This window comes from Flavobacterium johnsoniae UW101, assembly GCF_000016645.1.
GTDB classification, from domain to species: Bacteria; Bacteroidota; Bacteroidia; order Flavobacteriales; family Flavobacteriaceae; genus Flavobacterium; species Flavobacterium johnsoniae.
This window is the reverse complement of record NC_009441.1, coordinates 3982004-4002759: the sequence shown is the minus strand read 5'-3', so window position 1 is coordinate 4002759 and position 20756 is coordinate 3982004. Positions and strand designations below refer to the sequence as shown.

The following is a 20756-nucleotide window of genomic DNA, read 5'->3' as shown; positions in this document are numbered from 1 at the left end:
GTTCCAGATGAAACGACTTCACTGCAATATCCTTTTATAGAAAATAAGGATTCGAAAGCAGAAAGCTTAATGACCGATTTTTATCAGCAGCAAATTTCGGTTTACCAAAAAGAAGCCGGAACATTTAAAGCGAATCGTACACCAAAATTAGGTTTAGGTTATTTTGCACAAACTATTAATACCGAATCGCTGTTTCAGGGATTTACAGCAGGATTACAGATTCCATTATTTGGAGGCGTAAATACAGCAAAGGCGAAAGCGGCGGAAATCAGCATTTCGCAGTCACAACTCGCATTAGATAAAAATAAAATTATTCTGAATCTGCAAAAAGAGGAATTGCTAAACAACTTTCAAAAACAGCAGAAAAACCTAAATTATTATAAAAATGAAGGTTTACAATATGCCAATCAGATTATCGAAACGGCTCAAAAGAGTTATGCCAACGGCGATATGAGTTATTGGTCGTACATAAGCTTTTTAAATCAGGCCATTGATATAAAAAAACAATTTGCAGAAGCAACACACAGTTATAATCAAAGTGCTGTTGAACTTCAATTTCCAACTATCAAAAATAATTAATCATGAAAAATATATCTAGTTATTTAACCGCAAAGAGCGTAAAGATTTTATCGCAAAGCTTATTTTCTCTGCGTGCCTTGCTCCCGATGGCTATCGGGATTGCGATCTTTGCGGTTAACTTAATAAGCTGTAACCAAAAGAAAGCAGAAGAACCCCAGAAAGAAGAAAAAGAAACTACAGAAGTGGCTTTAAGCGAATCTCAATACAAAACTGTAGGAATTGAAACGGGCATTGTAGAAGACCGCAATCTTAATAAAGTGATCAAAGCAAATGGTTACACGACAGTTCCTCCGCAAAATTCAGCTGAGGTTTCGACTCTAATTGGCGGAACAGTGAAAGACATTTATGTATTGGAAGGAACATTCGTTAACAAAGGGAAAGTTTTGGCAACGATTCAAAATCTTGAAGTTATTGGCATGCAGGAAGATTACCAGTCGGCGGCTGCCAATGTAGAATATCTGCAATTAGAATACAACCGCCAGAAAACGCTGAGCGATGAAAATGTAAATCCAAGAAAGACTTTTCAGGAAGTAAAAGCCAAATTAGCAGCAGAAAGAGCCCGTGCGCAGGCAGCAAAAAACAAATTAGATGCTTTGCACGTCAACACAAAAGGAACAACATCGGTTGTGCCTATTGTTTCGCCTATTAGTGGTTTTGTCGGGAAAATCAATATTGCCAAAGGTGCTTTTGCAAACACAGGAGTTTCGCTTTTTGAAGTAACAGATAACAGCCAGATGCATTTAGATTTAAATGTGTACGAGAAAGATTTAGGTTCGATTTCTATTGGTCAGGTGATCGATTTTGTATTAACGAATCAGTCGAACAAATCGATTAAAGGAAAGATTTTCGGAATCAATAAATCATTTTCTAACGAAAGTAAAACCGTTGCTGTTCATGCGAAAATCGATCCTGCCGATGCCAAAGGCCTGATTCCTGGAATGTATGTTTCGGCAAATATTAATATTACAAACGCAACAGTCCCGGCATTGCCAAAAGACGCCGTTGTTCGAAACGCTGATAAATATTTTGTTTTTGTACAAGAAGAAAGCCATACAGAAGAAAAGCACGAGCATAAAGAAGGAGAAAAAGAAGAAGCTCACGAAAAAGAAATTCATTTTAAAGCCATTGAAGTCGTTCCTGGAACTACAGATTTAGGTTTTACAGAAGTTAAGTTCGTTGATAAGATTGACTCTCAGGCAAAAATTGTTACAAAAGGTGCTTTTTACCTGCTTTCGGCAATGAAAGGCGGAGGAGAGCACGAACATTGATTTTTTTAAGGTGCTGAGATTTTAAGATGCTGAGGTGCTGAGTTTTTTTAGAAATGACAAATAGAATATTTAATTTTCATTCTCAAAAAAACTTAGCAGCTTAGTGCCTTCGCGGTAAAATAAGCGAGATTAAAAACAAACTTTGCTTATAACATTTGCTGTAAATTGATTAAATTTAGAGCATTATTAAAATAAGTTTTCAGAATCTGAAACTTTAAACTTTAAAGATGAAACTTTCTCATGATACATCAAGATAAAGAAATAAAAAATACAAAAACAAAAGCCAAACCTTCCTGCTGCTGTTCGCATGACGAACCTGTACATTCAGATAATGACGGACATGATCACGATCATGAACATGGTGCAGAGGGAAGCTTGTTTAAAATGTTCCTGCCTTCTATTATATCTTTCATTTTATTACTAATCGGAATTGGTTTAGACAATTATTTTCCGCAGGATTGGTTTACGGGATACGTTAGAATCGGCTGGTATGCTATTGCGTATATTCCGGTTGGGCTTCCGGTTTTGAAAGAAGCTTACGAAAGCATTGTAAAAGGCGATGTTTTCTCAGAGTTTTTCCTAATGTGTATTGCCACAATAGGAGCATTTGCAATTGGCGAATATCCCGAAGGTGTTGCGGTTATGCTGTTTTATACTATAGGCGAAACCTTTCAGGGAATGGCGGTTAGCAAAGCAAAATCGAATATTAAAAGTTTACTGGACCAGCGTCCGGATGAGGTTAATATTGTAGAAAACAATATTGTTACAAAAGTTAAGGCAAAAGACGTTCAGATTGGAGCCGTTATTCAGCTTAAAGCAGGAGAAAAACTAGGTTTAGACGGCGAATTACTTTCAGATTCCGCTTCGTTTAATACAGCTGCTTTAACTGGAGAAAGCAAACCCGATACCAAAAAGAAAGGAGATACGGTTCTGGCCGGAATGATAAACGGAAATACAATTGCACAGGTAAAAGTAACAACCGCTTACAACGACAGTAAGCTGTCTAAAATTTTGGAGCTGGTACAAAATGCAACCACTAAAAAAGCACCTGCAGAGCTGTTTATCCGCAAATTTGCTAAAATCTATACACCAATTGTAGTATATCTTGCTATTGGAATTTGTTTACTGCCAATGCTTTTTGTTGATAATTATGTTTTTAGCAACTGGTTGTACAGAGCTTTGGTTTTCTTGGTAATTTCTTGTCCGTGTGCTTTGGTTATTAGTATTCCGCTGGGGTATTTTGGCGGAATAGGTGCTGCAAGTAAAAACGGAATTTTATTTAAAGGAAGTAATTTTCTGGACAGTATTTCGACCATTCAGAATGTGGTTATGGACAAAACCGGAACAATGACCGAAGGTGTTTTTAAAGTGCAGGAAGTCATTATAAAACCTGATTTTGATAAAGAGGAAATTCTGAAATTTGTTAATGCATTAGAAGGAAAAAGCACGCATCCCGTAGCAACGGCAATTCATAATCATGTTGGAATAATTGATTCATCAATTGAACTGAATAATGTAGAAGAAATTTCAGGACACGGTTTAAAAGCTGAAATAAACGGAAAAGAGCTTCATGTTGGAAACTTCAAACTTCTTGATAAATTTAATATTTCGTATGATGTTGATCCGTCTTCTGTAGTTTATACCACAATTGCCATAGCTTACGACAGAAAGTTTGCCGGCTATTTAACCATTGCCGATGAAATTAAAGCAGATGCACAAGAAACGGTTTCTAAACTAAAATCTTTAGGTGTTAAAGTTACGATGCTGAGCGGCGACAAAACCAATGTGGTTCAGTTTGTAGCCGATAAACTTAAAATTTCAAATGCTTTTGGAGATTTACTTCCAGAAGATAAAGTCAATAAAGTAAACGAAATTAAAGCCAAAAACGAAACAGTAGCTTTTGTGGGTGATGGTGTTAATGATGCCCCGGTAATTGCTTTAAGTACCGTAGGAATTGCAATGGGAGGTTTAGGAAGCGACGCTGCCATAGAAACCGCCGATGTTGTAATTCAGGACGATAAACCAAGTAAAATTGCAATGGCAATAGACATTGGAAAACAAACCAAAAAAATTGTCTGGCAGAATATTACTCTGGCTTTTGTTGTAAAAGCTTTTGTTTTAATCCTTGGCGCGGGCGGACTTGCCACAATGTGGGAAGCTGTTTTTGCCGATGTTGGTGTGGCGCTGTTAGCAATTTTAAATGCGGTTAGAATTCAAAGAATGAAGTTTTAATTTGATGAGTTTTGTCTTATTTTAATATAATTATAACTAATACTGGGCATTCTTCTTGTTTAATATAGAGTTATTTGTAGTAACATATTTTAATCAGTTATGAATTGGGATAATTATTTATTAGAAGAAAAAGCACCTTATGGAGAATATGCGCATCTAGGTGTGCTTGACGGATCAGTTTTTGGAATTTATGATCTATCAAAAGTTCCAAATGATACAATAGTTTTAGGGTTGTCAACACCGCTTAAAAAATTCAAAATTAACTACACAAACTTTTCTGCTTTAATTGGAAATGATAAAATAGAAGCTATTACTCTTGACTATCTTGATCAAGAACGCATTTCAGTTTTTTCAACACTCCCAAATTTAAAATATCTACAAATAAGTATTAATAAACAAGATGAAATTCCAGACTTATCTTCTCTTGAATCAATTGAAGTTTTGATACTTGCCAATATCAAAAAAATCCAAAATATAGACTTTTTAAAAAATATGAAGAATCTAAAAACACTTTATATTTATGAAATAAATAATCTATACGACTTAACTCCAATTTCAACTATAATAAGTTTAGAAGAACTTGTAATTGACCATGGAAAAATGAGTGGTACAGGAAAAAGTATTAAAAGTATTAGTCCATTAAAATCATTAACAAATTTAAAATACCTAAGATTAGCTGTCAAAATAGAAGATCAAAGTAGTGATTTAACTGTTTTATATGGATTAAAAAAATTACAAGAAGTTATGTTACTTCCTCGATATTTAAAAAATGATAGCTGGGAACTTTTAAAAGAGCAATTACCGTTAATAAAGTAGTTTCTAAATGAGTTACGTAAAGTATTAAAAAATGGTTTCATCTTATAATATGCAACCTGAGAGACGATGAATTAAAGTGTTGTTTTTGAGTGAAGTAGTAGTTTTGTTATTCAAAAAACAAGACTATGAAGAAAATGCTTTTATTTTCACTAATGCTTTTTTTATGGTATTCATGGGGATGGACTCAGGAAAAGCAGACTGACAGCACCAAATCATCTGTTGAAAAGACTAAAAACATTGATTTTAATGTAATGCCTTATCTTAATTACAATAGAACACTTGATTTTATGTTTGGAGCTATTCCGATGATGATGTACAAGTTTGATAAAACAGATACAATTTCACCTAAATCCTTATCTGGTTTGTCTGCTGTTTATACCACTAATAAATCCTATTTTATAGCCTCCTTTAATAAGCTGTATTTTAAAGAAGATCTTTGGCGGGCGCAGGTTTTTTTCGCAGTAGGTAATCAAAATGCCCAGTTTTATGTAGATGATATAGATGTTCCGGATTTTTACGACTACGGATCAAAAAAAACAATACTGGCTTTTACTTTACAGCATAAAATAATAAAGTCTTTCTATGCCGGCATTGGTTATTCGTACGCACATTACAGCACAAATTATGAAGATAATGTCAAACCGTCTTCTGTTACACATACAAACGGTCTGCAGTTAATAATGATGTACGATACAAGAGATGCCGTTTATTATCCCACAAAAGGTGATAAAATTAAACTGCGCTGGCTTACTTATCCGGAATGGTTTGGAAATACTGCCAGTGCAAACAAGATACTTTCAGAATATAATACCTATTTTCCTATGCGAAGCGGAAAAGATGTTCTGGCAGCTCGTTTTTCGGGTAAGTTTGGATTAGGAAATATTGTTTTCGAACAGCAGGTTACTATTGGCGGTAATGATATTAGAGGCTATTCTGAAGGCAAATATAGAGGAGACGGACTTATGGACCTGCAAGGTGAATACCGTTATAATTTTAATAAAAGAATGGGATTAGTCGGCTTTGCCGGAATAGCTACTATTTATGGCTCCGAGAATAAAGATTTTGATTGGAAATTATACCCTGGAGCCGGAGTTGGATATCGTTACAGAGCATTTAAAAATGAAAAATTTAATATAGGTCTGGACGGTGCTGTTGGAAAAGGAGACTGGGGAATTTATTTTCGCATAGGTGAAGCTTTTTAAGATTAATAGCTATTAAAATTTTAATTCAATTATATTTTCATTATTCTCTAACGTAATTATCGTAGGATTACTTTCTGAAGGAATTTGTGTTGGATACCAATTTCTAGTAGGCTGCACAAGTATCAATAAACCTTCGTGATCACCAATGGCTGAGAATTTTTCAGTATTGGTATTTTGAGAAAAGAAATGCAATCCATGTTCTTCGATTAATTGATTTCCCAGTTCCAGAGGATTTTCAGTAACAATTCCTATTTCGCTTATACTTAAAATAGATTCCGGTTTAAATTCTCCCAACTGTTCATTTTCGAGATCATGTCTGGCAATAAATTCCAGCAGATTGCCATTGTGGTCGTAAAAATAAAGAGAATGTGCGTTCCAGTTTTCAAAATGAGTAACTACACTTTTATCTTCCAGAACAATTAAATCGACTTTGTCTTTAGACCACTGAATGGCTTCTTCAAGCTGATTTTCGGGAATATTAAAAGCAAAATGGTAAATGGAATTAAACTGTGGATCTTCGACAAATTTTAGAATTGAACTTCCTGCCTGAAAAGTAATCCATTTTGTATCTTCTTCCAGAATAAAAAGACCTAATACATTTTGATAAAATGCTTTCGTTTTTTGTATATCGTTTGTTTTGATTTGAATCTGATCTATTTTCATAATGGTATTTTTTATTAAAAGAAAAAGCTTCTTTTGAGTGATAAACAAATTTAGAAAATGCCTGTGATATCAACGATACGACGCTATTTTATACATCAATGAAAGGATAGTAAATAAGTATTGGCTGAAGTTAAATTGCATCTTTTTAAATGTTTTAATAAAGTTACAAAAAACACAAACAGTCATTGTTGCAAGATTATCTAAAAAACTTTCATTTTAAAATTTTTGAATTTGTAATCGTTGAGTTTAAAAAAATCGCTTTTTCAAAAGCATAGCTCTATTTTTGTAAGCTTCGGAGAAGCGAAATATTTATAGCAAAGAATAAACGTTTACAATATAAAGCTCCAGAGGTGCGACATATATTTAGGTTGCAAAAAAAATATGTCGCACCTCCGGAGCTTTTTTTATTCGTCTTATTGTAATTCTATAAATATTTCACCCCGCTGGGTTTTACATATGAATTCAATTTTATTACTCGATTATATTTCACGATTTAAGAAAAGTTGAGAAAGAAGAAAAGTACTCAAGATTTAATAGCTGAAATGGATAATATTTATTTAGTTTTTACAATAAATATTTCTAAAATAAAAAAGCCCATTTCGTAAAGAAATGGGCTTTGAAAATTTGCAAATTTTAGGCAAATGCAAATCCATCAACTAACTTATTTGGGCATTTCTGGAACCATAATTCTTCTTGTCGGAGTGCTTAAAGTTTCGATAAAAGCTAATAGATCGCTGATTTCTTCTTTGCTCAAATCTAACTTTCTAAGCATTGGATCTGATTTTGGAATTAAAGAATCTCGGGCTGTTCCTAGATATTTTTTTTGAACAGGAGACGGATTTCCGAGATTGTACAATTCGACAACATCCAATAAAGTTGGAAAATGTCCGTGATGCATCCATGGTTTTGTATTTACGACTTCACGGAGTGTTGGCGTTCTAAATTTGCCGATATCTTTTACATCTTTCGTCACATTATAGCGTCCGAAATCTTCATTTTTTGTACCAAATAAAGTCTGTCCGTCATTATGAAACTCATTATCGCTGAAATAAGGCGTATTATGGCAGTTGATGCATTGCGCTTTGGTTCTGAACAAATGCATTCCTTTTACCTGCTGATCAGTATAAATATCTGATTTTCCGCTTACAAACTGGTCAAATTTACTTTTCGGACTATTAATAGATCTTTCGAAAGTAGCAATCGCATATTGAATTCTCTCTAAAGTTACTTTTTTATCTCCAAAAGCTGCTGTAAAAAGAGAATTGTAACCTTTAATTTTGGCAATTTTATCAACGGCAATCGTCAGTTTTTCGTTCATTTCTAAAGGATCAGAAACAGGAAATTGCGCTTGATCTTCTAAGCTCGAAGCTCGTCCGTCCCAAAATAGAGAGGTTGCGTATGCCGAATTTAAAATCGTCATAGAATTGCGTTTTCCAGTTTGGCGATCATGACCAAAAGAGCGTGTTAGATTATCTGTCCAGCCCAATTCTGGATTGTGGCAAGAAGCACACGCAATTTGTCCGCTTCGCGACAATCTCGGATCAAAAAACAAAATCTTGCCCAAACTTTCTTTTTCCTTCGAATACGGATTATATGCAGGATAAGGAACAGCAGGCAAAACGCCAATATCCTGAAATTTCGATTTATCTACACTTTCGTGTAATTCTGCAGCGGGCCATTTTGAAGGATCTCCGCCGGAATAAATTTTTCGTAATTCCTGTATGTCGATATAATCGGGCTGTTCAACGCTTTTATAAGCCGTCAAACTCACGAGGAATAGGAGAGGGAAGATTAGTTTTTTCAATTCTTTTGTTTTTTTGTTTTTTGTTTTTTTGTTTTTTGTTTTTTTTGATTGGTTTTTAAGTCTCAGTCTCAGATTATCTTAGACTTCAAAAGCTTTGTCAAAGTTTTAAACTTTGACAAAGCTTGAATAAAGATTCCAGACTGTTAACTGCGACTGTTAACTGCGACTAAATACTTAAAGCGTAACCTCCTTAGGACACGGAATACTCAAAGCAGCAGGTTTTGGATATGTTCTGTTGTTGAACATTCTGTATTGTGTCGAAACTGTTCCTCCAAAAAGTTCGTCATTTGTTAGTTTCAATTCAAATGAAATTTCATATAAACCATTGCTGATTTCTTTGTAAGTTCCTTCGCCGGAAATAGCAATGATATGTGACTTTGATGGAACTGAAGCCGTTGCGGCAGATCCAATGGTAATGTCCTGCGGAATTACGAGAACCGTTCCTTCAGTTTTGCTGTTTCCATTTGCAGGGAAAAACTCCAATGCCGAAGTAATGTTGAACCCTGGAGAAATGGACGCTGAGTTGCTTTCGTTAGAGAACCATCTCTTTAAACCAAAAGAGTTTACAGTGTTGGTTCCGCTGGCAACGTTAAAGCCAATTTTAAAAGCATCGTGGTAAATGTCATCATTTGGGTTTGTAGTTCCTCTATCACTGTATAATATGGCATTAGGATCGTCTTTAGTAACAATAACCGGGAAAGTTAGAGCATTGAAAGTCTGCCACGAACAAGCACCATTATTGTTAAACCAATGTTCACCATATGTTAGATAAAAGGCATTTGTTGGATCTGTAAATTTCGAAGCTGGATATGCCTGAATATCTCTTGGTATTTTTATTGGTTTTGTAATAGTTAAGCTGATATTTCCTGTAGCCGTATAATTTGGAATATTGATTAACGTTAATTTAGACTCGTATTGAGCATCATCGTTTTGAAGATCTTCTAAAAGAGTTAAATGATAGTTTACAGAAGTTCTGTTATCACCATAATCGTCATGTGTTAAAGAATATTCGAATCCGTTTTGGAACTTAAAAATAGAAGCATTTTCAATTTCTTCCGGGAAAAAACCATTAGGATAGTATACTTTAAAATCAATTGTTTCACCTATTTCGCCTTTTACATTGTACTTTGTTACAGGAAAAGTATAATTAGTAGCGATAGTTCCTAAATTGATATTGAAAGTATCGTTTGGATATGCAGAATTTAGATTTCCAATATGAATATCAGGATCGGAAACGGTTTCCAATTTTAGCTTAATATTTTGACTTGCAGCCCATCTTTTATCAAATGACACATAAATAGTATCAGTTAATTTACTGCCTTGAAAAGTAAGCTGATTTACAGGATTTACGCTGAAACTGTCGCTGGCACCATTTGTTTCGGCACTAAAATTGGCTGTAACAGTTCCCTTTAAGGCACGTGTTGTTAAAGCTACAGGAACTTTTAATGTTCTTATCGCTTTGTTGTCATAAGTTGACTGAGGAACTAGATTTCCGTTTACAGCCGGGTATTCTAAAGGTGTGTTATCACTTTTTACTAAAAAATTAAATCTTAAAAAAGGATCAATATCTGAACCTAATTTATAATCATCTTTTGAACATGAAATATATAACAGAGCTGTAAATAATATACTGAATATCTTAATACGAGTCATTTTGCTGCAAGTTTGGGTTAAGATTAGTGTTGTATGTTGGTATTGGCAGGACGTATTTTAAAGACGGATAAGTCAAACTGCAAACTGTGGCGATACAGCCGTCATTTCTTGAAACATCTTTATGATTTCTGGCAATATCAAAGAATAAGAAACCTTCAAAACATAATTCTTTTCTTCTTTCTAAAAAGATGTTTTCTTTTAAATTAGCTGTATTGGTTAATAATGATGCATTGGCGCGGGCGCGGATGATATTAATGTCTGCGATTGCCAAATCGGCTCTATTGGTTTCAAATGCAGCTTCGGCACGAATCAAGTACATTTCACTGAGTCTAAAAGCGACATAACCGGCATTATTCTGAAATTTTTTGGTAAAGTTGTAATCTCGGTAAGTCTGCACGCCACCTATAATTGTATAAAGTGATTTTGTTAAGAACAATTCTTTTCTTAAATCACTGCTTTCATATAGATTAATTAAATCATTTGAAACTGTATATTTTTGAAAGTTTATGTCTGAAGTATAGCCAAAAGTCTGAGCCATTGATGATGAAACATTTCCTTCTGTGTCTTTCGGAATAGAAAATTCAAGGAGGATTTCTGATACTGGAAGATCTGGTTTTTCCCATTCAGAAACTAAAGTTTCTTTGTTCATTAGTGCAGCACCTGAATTGGTAATTACATCATTTGCCATTTCATAAGCATTTATCCAGTCTCCTTTTTGAAGATAAACCCTTGCTAATAGTGCTTTTGTATTTTTTCTGTTAAAGAAAGAATAAGCGGGACCAGGAAGTAATGAATTGTCTGAGTAATTTTCAACAGCCGTTTTTAAATCATTAATAATTAAGTTATAAGTTTCTGCCAGGGTTTTTCTGGCCGGATATTGTATTCCTGATTTAATAGATTCTGTGTTATAAATTATTCCTAAATGCGATGCATCAGCCGTATATTTATAATCCTGACAGTAAACAAGAGATAAAAGAAAATGGGCATAAGCTCTTATGGTTAAAGCTTCTGCTTTTATCTGATTTTTTTCTGCATCAGTTGCATCTTTTAGGGCAGGCGTATATTCTAAAATTAGATTCGCCTGATTTATGATGTCATAATTAGTATCATAAAATGTTTTAAAATTACTGGACAGCGCTACATCGTCAAAAGAATAAAGCTGCTCAACATTTGCCGATGGCGAAATCTGGCCTTTTAGACCACCTGTTGCTGTTGGACCAAATTTTAAATTGCCTCCCTGTAAATCAGCATAAACAGCATAGCGTTCTGGTCTTACATTAGCTTCTACTTCAGTATAAAGTCCGGTAAGTGCCTGCAAAACCCCTGTTTTGTTTTGTAAAAGTTCGTCTACAGATGTTTGGGTTCCGGGTTCTTGCTCTAAAAAGTCACTACAGCTTTGTAATGAAAGTATTAGAAAAAATAGGGATAGGTATTTTGAATATTTCATTTTCTTAAAATTTAGCATTAACTCCCAGCGAGATTGTTCTTGCCTGCGGATAGATATAACTATACTCTCGTATTCCATTCATTCCTTTAGGACTTTTGTCTTTGTACCAATATGCCACATTTGTAGCATCTGCAAAAACAGAAACAGCATCCAGAAAAGTATTCTTTTTAAGAGGTACATTATAACTTAAATTAATATTACTGATTCTGATATAGGTAGCATCGTAAATATATTTGCTTAAGTTTGAGATTATTGGTGAAAGTGTAACGGCAGATTGTGAAACATTGTCGCCTGGATTTCTCCAATAATCGTAAGCATTTACAGAAAGATTTCGATTTGATGTTACATTATATTGATCGATAAGAACACTTGGTGCCATAAAGCTTCCGCCAATTTGATAATCTCCTCTAATAGATAAAGTAAGATTATTGTAGAAAGTAAAATTATTATAGAAACCTCCGTAAGCATCAGCCTGTTTGTCTCCAATAGGTTCCCAGTCTGCCACTGTAAATAACTCGTTGTACGTTTTAGCATCGTAAATCTGTCCATTTTTTTGTATAAGATCTCTTCCTGTTGCTGGATCTACACCAGCCCATTTAATGCCCCATAATGTTGTTGTACTGTAACCTACTTTTTGTGCCAATGCAATATTTGCTTCAGCATAATCACTACCTAAACCTTTTAAATAAGTTACTTTATTATTTATTGTGGCAATATTAAATGCCGTAGTCCATTTAAAAGCATCGCTTTTTATCCATTTTATTCTTGTAGTAAGTTCAAAACCTTTGTTGTACATGCTTGCTGCATTTAATTGTACAGAACTATACCCTGTTTCTGTAGGAATGTCTCTTGAAGCAATTAAATTACTTTTATCATCGTAGTAATATTCTAATGTCAATTCGACTCTCTTGAAAACATTAAAATCAAATCCTGCATTGAATTTTGTATTTTTTTCCCAGCTTAATCTGCCATTTGGCGCGGCTCCTGTAGTCGCTCCAATAGAACCATTATACCCGTTTTGGCTTATATTATAAATTCCTTTTGATCTGTAAGAACCAATTTTAGAATTTCCGGTTGATCCGTAACTTGCTTTCAGTTTCAAGAAATCAATCCAGGAATTTGTGCTTAAAAAGTTTTCATTACTAATAATCCATCCAGCACCTAAACCGCCATTATGAGCCACATCAGTATCATCTCCAAAAACAGAACTCTGATCACGACGGTAATTTGCTAATAAGAAATAACGTTTTTTGTAGTTGTAATTTATTTGAGAGAATAAAGAAACTCTTGAATTGTAGCTTATTTCATTTCTGTAACTCTGACCGTTTTTAGATTCATCTTCCGGTGTATCCGGATTGTCATCTCTTATGGCGTCTGTGACATTATTGATATGATTAGGTTCTAAAAATCCTACACCAGATTTATAATTAAAATCTGTTTTATCCTCTGCTAATTCAAAACCAACAACTCCATCAATTTCATTGCTTTCATTTAATTGTTTGTTGAATAAAGCTTGTCCCTGCCAGTTCCATTTAGTAGAATTTCTCTGGTTTATAAGACGTCGTCCCCAGGCCGGATATGTAATTCCGTCTAAAACAAAGGTACCATTGTACTGGCCGCTTTCATTTGCTGCAGAAAAATAACGATCCTGCTCTTTATCAGTATAATCCATACCAAATAGAGTAGAAAATTTGATATTTTTATTAAGTTTATAAGATAAATTCAAACTTCCTAAAAGACCAAAAGTCTGCGCTTCGTTTTTATTTTGCTCAATCGCTGCCAAAGGATTTCCTCTTGCAGAACCGCTTGCGCCCAAATCGGCATAAGAACCATCTGCATTGTAAACAGCAAGTGTTGGAAGATAAGCGAAACTATAAAAAATATTAGGCGCATCTTTTTGCACATAACTAGGATTAAGCATTAAATTAATATCCCATTTACCTGAGTTGTAACCTAAATTAATTCCGGCGTTTAATTGTTTTGTTTCGTTTCCTACCTGCGGTTCATCGATTTTTGTATAACTAACATTCGTGCGATATGAAAATTTAGAAGTAGATCCCGAAACATTAAAATTGTATTTATTATATACACCAGATCTGTTTAATATATTAAACCAATCCGTGTTTATTCCGTTATAAGAAACCGGAACATAACCCGCCGTGGTGTTTTTCATGAACTCATTTCGCAGTTCTGTATATTGTTCGCCGTTTAAATATTTAATTTGATTAACGGCAGAAGAAACTCCTAACTGATTAGAAAACCCAAATTGTGTTTTCCCTTTTTTTCCTTTTTTGGTTGTAATTAAAATTACACCATTTGCTCCATCGGCACCATAAATACCAACCGCCGCTGCATCTTTTAAAACAGAAATAGTTTCAATGTTTTCTGGGGCAATTTTCATTAACGGATTGGCCAGATTTTCGGCATAATCACCGTTTCCGTTAAAATTGGCACTGTCAATAGCATATTCTTCGCTCATTACAACACCATCAACAATAATAAGAGGCTGCGATGAAGTTCCAGTAATAGCACCACTTAAAGAAGATAAAGTACCTTGTCCGCGAATATTGATTTTAACCGGACCGCCAACACCCGAAGTATTTTCAACCATAACACCGGCAATCTGTCCTGTAATCATTTTATCAAAACTTTCAGAAGCCTGTTCAACCGCAATATCTTTTGCTTGCAAAGTCGAAATACTCCCTACAATTTCTTCTTTTAGTTTTGTAGTTCCATAAGAAGAAGTAATCACAACCGGATTCAGTTCGTCTGTAGTTTCCTGAAGAAAAAATACGAAATCCTTTTTGTTGTCTGCTTTTTGAGACTGAGGTTCCATTCCAAGAAATCCAACTTCAAGAACAAGATTTGGGATATTGTTTCCTTTTAACTGATAAACAAACTTTCCGTTAAAATCAGTAACAGCGCCCATTCCGGTTCCTTTTATGCGGATAGTTGCGCCCGGTAGAGGCTGTTTGTCTTTAGCATTATAAACCGTTCCGGTAATAAATCTTTCTGTTTCCTGAACATCAGAATTAGACAAGTCAGGAGCAGAGCTGGTTAATAAAACCTGCTTTTTCTGAATGTAAAATGAAATGTTTTTATCTTTTAAAAGCTGTTTTAAAGCCGTTTCAAGGGAGGCATTATTTACATCTAAATCCGCCAGCTGATCGGCATCGATTTTACGGGCGTTATAAATTATTCTAAAATCAGTTTGTTCCTCAATAGATTTGATAATTAGACTTATAGGTTTGTTTTTTACATGTAATGTTATGAGTTTATTCTGAGAAAATCCTTTAAATCCAGATATGAGAATAGCTAAGAAAAACAGAATTTTTCTTAAAACGGGTTGTATCGCAAATGTCATGTTTATTTATTTATCGAGGATTGGTGATCGTAATTGTTTTATGTTCAATTGAATAGTTAAAAGGAGTGTCGCGTTTTAGCAGGTCTAAAATGTTTTCGACACTAGATTCGCTTATATTTATTGTACCAGTAAAATTCTGTCTGGCCAAATCAGAATTTTGATTGATAATTTCAACGTCGTAGGTACGCTGAATAATTTTAGCGATTGTAGAAAATGGGGTGTCTTTAAATGCCAGTTCTCCTTTAGTCCAAGCCGAGTAAAGAGAAACATCAACATTTTTGAGGGTAATTTTTTTAGCGTTATTCTGCCATGTTGCCATTTGGTTTGGTTCAAGCAAAATAACATTCGAAGGATTGGCAGTTTCAGACATTTGAATGCTTCCTTCTATCAAAGTACTGTTAACAGTAGGATTTTCAGGATAAGCGCTCACATTAAACTTTGTCCCAAGAACCTTAATATCAACCTGATTGGCGTTTACAATAAACGGATGCTCTTTATCTTTGGCCACTTCAAAAAAAGCTTCTCCGGTTAAATACACATTTCGGTTTCCGTTATTGCTAAATTGTTCCGGATAACGTAAAGAACTTCCGGCGTTTAAACTCACGATAGTACCATCCGAAAGTCTAAGTTTGAAACGTTTTCCATACGGAATAGTAAGCGTATTGTAAACTACTTTATCAGCAGCAGTTTTACCAAAATAAATGATTTCATCAGGAAATTTTTTGGCCACTAAATCTCCTTTGTCATTTACCAAAGTGGTTTGATTTTTTCCAGAAAAATATTCTAAACGGCCGTCGCCCATTTCCAGAACAATTTCTTTTGATGTTTTAGAGGTATCGGTAAATAATAAAATAGTTTTTCCTAATCCAATCAAAACTAAAAATACTGCAGCATAACTTAAGTACTGCTTCAGCCTGTTTTTTGGTTTCATTTGAATTAATGGAACAGAATCACTTAAAATATCTTCAGATAAGCCGGAAAGAACCCACGCTTTCTTTGCCGTTACAAATTGTTTTTTATTATCTTCCGATGCTTCAATCCATTCAAAAAGTGCCTGAACTTCTTGTTCTGAAGCTTCGTTAGAAAGATATTTTTGTATTATTTCCGATGTCATATTTGAGTATTAAAACGTCTCACTATAGTTAGTACACTTCAGAAATAAAAAACCCTACCTTTTATTCTTAATTATTATAAATAAGGATAAAGATTAGGAACAAATAATCCGATAATTTGGTCTTTAAAATCTTCAAAGCCTTTGTCATATGGGCTTCTACGGCTTTTAAGGTAACTTCCATTTCTTCGGCGATTTCTGCATTTTTTTTATTTTCGAAGCGTTTTTTTATAAAAACTTCCCTGGTTTTGGGCGGCAAATCGTTGATAGATTCCTGAATAATGCGTTCTAATTCGGTTAATTCTAAAGTATCGAATTGAAGCGAATTTAAAACCTCAATATCCAGTTCTCTTTCTTTGTGGTTAAGTAAGTCGTTTTTAAATTTATCCTTCACCTTATTATGGCGGATTAAATTCAAACATTTAGATTTGGCATAAGTAAACAAAAAGGCCTGAATTCCGTTTATAGATTCTACACTTTCTCTATTCTGCCATAGGTGTAGTAAAGCTTCCTGAGCCAGATTCTCGGCTTCTTCCTGGTCATAAATAAACTGAACGCTGAAAGACTGAATTCTTCTAAAGTATTTATCATAGAAAAACTTGAAAGCAGTTTCGTCTCCTTCCTTAAAGGATTTGAAGAGATTTAATTCGAAACTGGTATTGTTGTTCATTAATAAAAATTTATTTTGGAAAAGCAATATTAAGTAAATTTTAAAAAGTACTTATATTTGCCCGGAAAGCGGCAAATATAAAAGTTTATTTATATTAATTCTAAATAAAATTCAAATAAACTACTTTCCTGAAAAAATTATTCAGAATAGGTTTAGTATTGCAGTTTTTGTAACCGCAAAGCACGCAAGGTTTTAGTATTTACTTACGTAATATAAACGCCAAGTTCGCAAAGCTTTACCTAAAAACTTTGCGAACTTTGTGTTCCCGATGGCTATCGGGATTGTATTCTTTTCGTTTAAATAATTTTGCGGTTAATTAAGTATCAAATCTATATTTTGAGACAACCTCTCGGCTAATTCAGGTGTAGTGTTGTTGTTTAAAACCCATGGAACCAGTTTTCCCTTGTTTATAATTTCATCTTTAGAATAAACTAAACTGAAATATTCCTGTAATTCGTTGTAATCAACTGGTATTGGAAGATTTTTTTTATTCTCAGGGATTTCTTCAAAATAATATCTGGACTGCAGTAATGAAGGATATTTTTCTAATAAAAAATTATTCAAAGTATAAGAAGGACCGGCTTTATACAAATCCTCTTTTAGAATTCCTGTAATTTTTATATTTCCTATGTTTTGTTTTAAATCTTTATAAGCTTCTTTGGTAGTCGAAAAATCAGATTGGAGCAGCTTATTTTTTTGCGATAACTGTCTAACAACCGAAAGTTTCACATAATCGCCGTTTATTTCAATTACCTTAAAAATAAAGTATTTGTGTTCCATGCTTTGACTCCCGTTAGAGCCGCTTTGTTTACTAAAGATAAAACTTCCTAGTTGCAGTTTATGCTCAGGGCTGTTAATTGCTTTTTTCCATTGATAAGAATCATAAACTAATTTTTTGAAAGCATATAAAATGAATACAAAGACAACGCCGGCTATAAATATTTTTTTCATTAAATGGAAATTTCATTAAAAGTACTACTTTTTAACCGCAAGCAAAGTTTTTTCACTTAGTATCCTTATAAAAAACGCAAAGCTCGCAAAGCTTTATTTAAAACTTTGCGAACTTTGCGTAAACCTTCGCGCTCTTTGCGGTAAAATAACTTCGAGGTTAAAAAATCAAATAATAACTTTACGATTAAAATTTCGCCATCCAAAACCAATCAGCAATAAATTGAAAAGTAATAAAGGCAGAAATGCTTTCATAAAACTCGTTTCAGAATTATCAGTAAAAGTTTCTACTTTAAAATCTTCCCATTTTTGTTCGTTGACCGGAGCATTATCAAATATCTTCGGATAAAAATGCAGACGTAGTTTTTCATGAAATTTCGTTGTTTCTTTTAAAAACAAAAGTTGGTTTCGCAAATCAGATTTTGCAATTTCATTTAACTGAATTTGTGTGTGAAGCGTTGGAATAAACTGCGCAATCAGTTCACTGGCGCGGTTTCGCTGCTGTAGTTTCGTTTCTAATTCTTTTGACTGTACAGCCGATTCGTCGTCGCCCATTTGCTGCATAGCATAATACCAAAGCCAGCTGAATTCTTTATCAGGCAAAGGATAATTTTTAAACTGCGGATAATGGTTGTAGAATTTATCCAGCGTTTCCTGTTTATCCATATCCCATTTTTCGTGATAGGCATTTCTCTGCGTAAGCGTTAATTCTAAAGCTTCGGGAACTTTATATCTATTTATGATATACGTATTGATTCCTGCCGGAAGAATAATGATTAAAAACAGCCAGATTGTCAATAAAATTACAGCATTGAAATTGGAGTTTTTTTGAAGAGAAACAATGAAAAAACAAACCGCAAACCAAAATAAAATATACAAAACCGAAAGTCCGTAAAACACCAGAAACGATTTATCGACCGGAATCTGCAAAAACAAAACAGCCGCTAAAAGAATCAAAGTTAAAAGAGTTGTTAGACTTAAAATTCTGATATAGAACAGCTTTAAGATATACAAAAACGTATTCGGACTTTGTGTTGCTACAATTTTCCAGGTTCCTGATTCTTTTTCTTCTGAAATAATATTATACGAAAAAGCAATAATCAAAAGCGGAAATAAATACAAAAGCACAAAACTAAAATCGATGTTTCCAGACAAAAGATTGCTCGGATTGTTGAGTTCTGAATCGTATTTCTGGCCTTCCAAACCTCGAATCGTAACATTTTGAATGGACGGATTTACATCGCGCTGCCCAATTGCCAAACTGTTAATGGGCAATGTATTATTAACCAATGAAAATTTAATGTAGTAGAGGAGAAGTCCAATTTCGTCTTTATGAAAAGCAGCATTTCTCGCAATATGTTCTTTTTGATAAACAGCTGCTTCGGTAATACTATTTTGTTGTTTTTCCTGAAACTGACGGCCAATTAAAAGACTTATAAAACCAATGATTAATAAAAAAAGTAAGCCAATTTTGGTACCTTTTGAACGTATGAAATTTTTAAATAAGAGTACTAACATATTAAATGGCTTTTAGGTTTTTAGCAGCAATTCTGATTAAAACAAACAACAGAATTACCCATAAAAGAATAGAAATAACAGAAACGATTTCGGTTTTTAAAACCTCCCAGACGCCTTTTGGTTCATAATGAAATTCTTCAAGATCGGCCCAATGTTCTCTGCCAATTGTAAGCGGTTTATCGTTGGGTCCGGGTTTTTTATTGCTGATGTATTTCACCTGCAAAGCATTCATTTTCTGTGCCATTCCGTAGCGGTATTTCTCAGCTTGTTTCTGGAAATCGATGTACGAATCATAATCAGTATTCGATAATCCCATCGATAAATTTTTCATCGCGATGTACGGATTAAAGAAAGAAACGGCTTTAGAAAAACTGTTTTGTCTGGCATAAATTTTCAAAAGTTCTTCTAAATGTTTGTTGTAAATATTCGAGCTGATTTTTTCGCCTTCGGTCATAATAAATCCTGAATAATTGAAAGGAAGTTTCTGCACCGAATCGACTTTATAAGCCCGAAGTAAAGAGTCTTTTATGGCTTTATAATGCACATCATTTGGGTTATGACTGTCGCCTTGTTTCAGGATATCTTTTTCGATATCGCTGTTAAACTGAATTTTAGAAGGTGCTTCATACAAATAAGCTCCAATGGCCTGTGTTGTTCTTGGCAGAATGATGGTAAAAATCAGCCAGATTCCAATTAACGAAACCAATGCTTTTTTTGAGGTTTTGCTTGACGCCGAAATCAAAACAGCAGCGACACAAAAGAACATCAGATAAATAAAATGAAACCCAATAAACAAGAGCATTTTTATTGTCTCATCTGCCGAAATTGAAAAGTTTTGAAGTGTTAACCAGATTAAAACCAAAACGATAATAGTGGGAATAAAAAGCAGCATAACAACGCTGGCAATTCCAAGGACTTTACCAAACAAAAGCTGTTTCCAGCTGATTCCCTGACTCAAAAGGATTTTTAAAGTTCCGTTTTCTCTTTCGTATGCCACAGAATTGAAACCGACAAAAAAGATTAATAAAGGCAGTAAGACCTGTAAAACCATAGCAATGCTGATTTCACCAAAACGAAGCATGCTGTTTGAAAATCCGGCTTCAGAGAAGTTGGCAGTATTTTGCTTGTGCGCTTCAAGAAAAATGGCATTTCCAAAAAACGGTTCCATTCCAAATTCAAAAACGCTCAGGGAAGTACTTTTTCTAAAAGCAAAATTCCCGTAATGCGCCATTCTATGCGGATTTTTATCCGGGTTTTTCAACCAGTCTTCGCGGGATTCATGTTGATATTTTTCGCTGGTTTCGTTTTGGCTTTTGTAATTGTCCCAGCCCGAAAACGCAGCGAATAAAAGCAAGGCGCCAATAAAAAATGTAATAATATAAATTGCCTGATTTTTAAAAACAGAATTTTTAAAATGTCTGGCTATAAGGAGTTCTGTATGTAATAATTTCATATTTATTTAAAATTTATCAGTTGCGTGT

General features: G+C 34.1%; 15 protein-coding genes. 5 read left to right on the top strand and 10 right to left on the bottom strand.

What is annotated here, in order from left to right; genetic code table 11:
- The first annotated feature begins 69 nt into the window (after nt 1-69).
- The 5 genes from FJOH_RS27415 (at nt 70) to FJOH_RS17315 (ending at nt 6097) form a co-directional block, all read left to right on the top strand.
- Entirely contained in the window at nt 70-579 is a 510-nt protein-coding gene (locus tag FJOH_RS27415) for a TolC family protein (protein ID WP_394330588.1), read from the top strand.
- Between the two features lie 2 nt (nt 580-581).
- Nucleotides 582-1847: an efflux RND transporter periplasmic adaptor subunit gene (locus FJOH_RS17330; protein ID WP_012025330.1), complete on the top strand. Its 1266-nt coding sequence runs from the start codon at nt 582-584 to the stop codon at nt 1845-1847.
- 240 nt (nt 1848-2087) lie between these two features.
- Nucleotides 2088-4079 carry a heavy metal translocating P-type ATPase gene (locus FJOH_RS17325; RefSeq protein ID WP_012025329.1) on the top strand — a complete coding sequence of 664 codons (1992 nt, stop codon included), beginning with the start codon at nt 2088-2090 and terminating at the stop codon, nt 4077-4079.
- A gap of 99 nt (nt 4080-4178) precedes the next feature.
- On the top strand, nt 4179-4895 hold the full coding sequence (locus FJOH_RS17320; RefSeq protein WP_012025328.1) for a leucine-rich repeat domain-containing protein: 717 nt from the start codon (nt 4179-4181) through the stop codon (nt 4893-4895).
- Nucleotides 4896-5020: 125 nt separating this feature from the next.
- Entirely contained in the window at nt 5021-6097 is a 1077-nt protein-coding gene (locus FJOH_RS17315; RefSeq protein ID WP_012025327.1) for a BamA/TamA family outer membrane protein, read from the top strand.
- Nucleotides 6098-6109: 12 nt separating this feature from the next.
- On the opposite strand, the gene FJOH_RS17310 is transcribed toward FJOH_RS17315, so the two are convergent.
- The 10 genes from FJOH_RS17310 to FJOH_RS17265 form a co-directional block, all read right to left on the bottom strand.
- Nucleotides 6110-6760, bottom strand: a complete 651-nt coding sequence (locus FJOH_RS17310; RefSeq protein ID WP_012025326.1) for a VOC family protein — start codon at nt 6758-6760, stop codon at nt 6110-6112.
- Between the two features lie 661 nt (nt 6761-7421).
- Nucleotides 7422-8564, bottom strand: coding sequence for a cytochrome-c peroxidase (locus tag FJOH_RS17305; protein ID WP_044047814.1), 1143 nt, complete (start codon nt 8562-8564; stop codon nt 7422-7424).
- Nucleotides 8565-8738: 174 nt separating this feature from the next.
- Entirely contained in the window at nt 8739-10217 is a 1479-nt protein-coding gene (locus tag FJOH_RS17300) for a hypothetical protein (RefSeq protein WP_012025324.1), read from the bottom strand.
- Nucleotides 10204-11664 carry a RagB/SusD family nutrient uptake outer membrane protein gene (locus FJOH_RS17295; protein ID WP_235023024.1) on the bottom strand — a complete coding sequence of 487 codons (1461 nt, stop codon included), beginning with the start codon at nt 11662-11664 and terminating at the stop codon, nt 10204-10206. Before FJOH_RS17295 ends, FJOH_RS17300 begins: the two co-directional genes overlap by 14 nt.
- 4 nt (nt 11665-11668) lie before the next feature.
- Nucleotides 11669-15028, bottom strand: coding sequence for a SusC/RagA family TonB-linked outer membrane protein (locus tag FJOH_RS17290; RefSeq protein ID WP_012025322.1), 3360 nt, complete (start codon nt 15026-15028; stop codon nt 11669-11671).
- Nucleotides 15029-15038: 10 nt separating this feature from the next.
- A complete protein-coding gene (locus FJOH_RS17285) occupies nt 15039-16142 on the bottom strand; it encodes a FecR family protein (protein WP_012025321.1) in 1104 nt (367 codons plus the stop codon).
- Nucleotides 16143-16209: 67 nt separating this feature from the next.
- Nucleotides 16210-16809 (bottom strand): RNA polymerase sigma-70 factor, encoded by a 600-nt coding sequence (locus tag FJOH_RS17280; RefSeq protein ID WP_012025320.1) that lies wholly within the window; start codon nt 16807-16809, stop codon nt 16210-16212.
- A 312-nt stretch (nt 16810-17121) separates the two neighbouring features.
- A complete protein-coding gene (locus tag FJOH_RS17275) occupies nt 17122-17760 on the bottom strand; it encodes a hypothetical protein (RefSeq protein ID WP_012025319.1) in 639 nt (212 codons plus the stop codon).
- A gap of 165 nt (nt 17761-17925) precedes the next feature.
- Nucleotides 17926-19275 (bottom strand): DUF3526 domain-containing protein, encoded by a 1350-nt coding sequence (locus FJOH_RS17270; protein ID WP_012025318.1) that lies wholly within the window; start codon nt 19273-19275, stop codon nt 17926-17928.
- Nucleotide 19276: 1 nt separating this feature from the next.
- On the bottom strand, nt 19277-20728 hold the full coding sequence (locus FJOH_RS17265) for an ABC transporter permease (RefSeq protein WP_012025317.1): 1452 nt from the start codon (nt 20726-20728) through the stop codon (nt 19277-19279).
- Nucleotides 20729-20756: the final 28 nt, after the last annotated feature.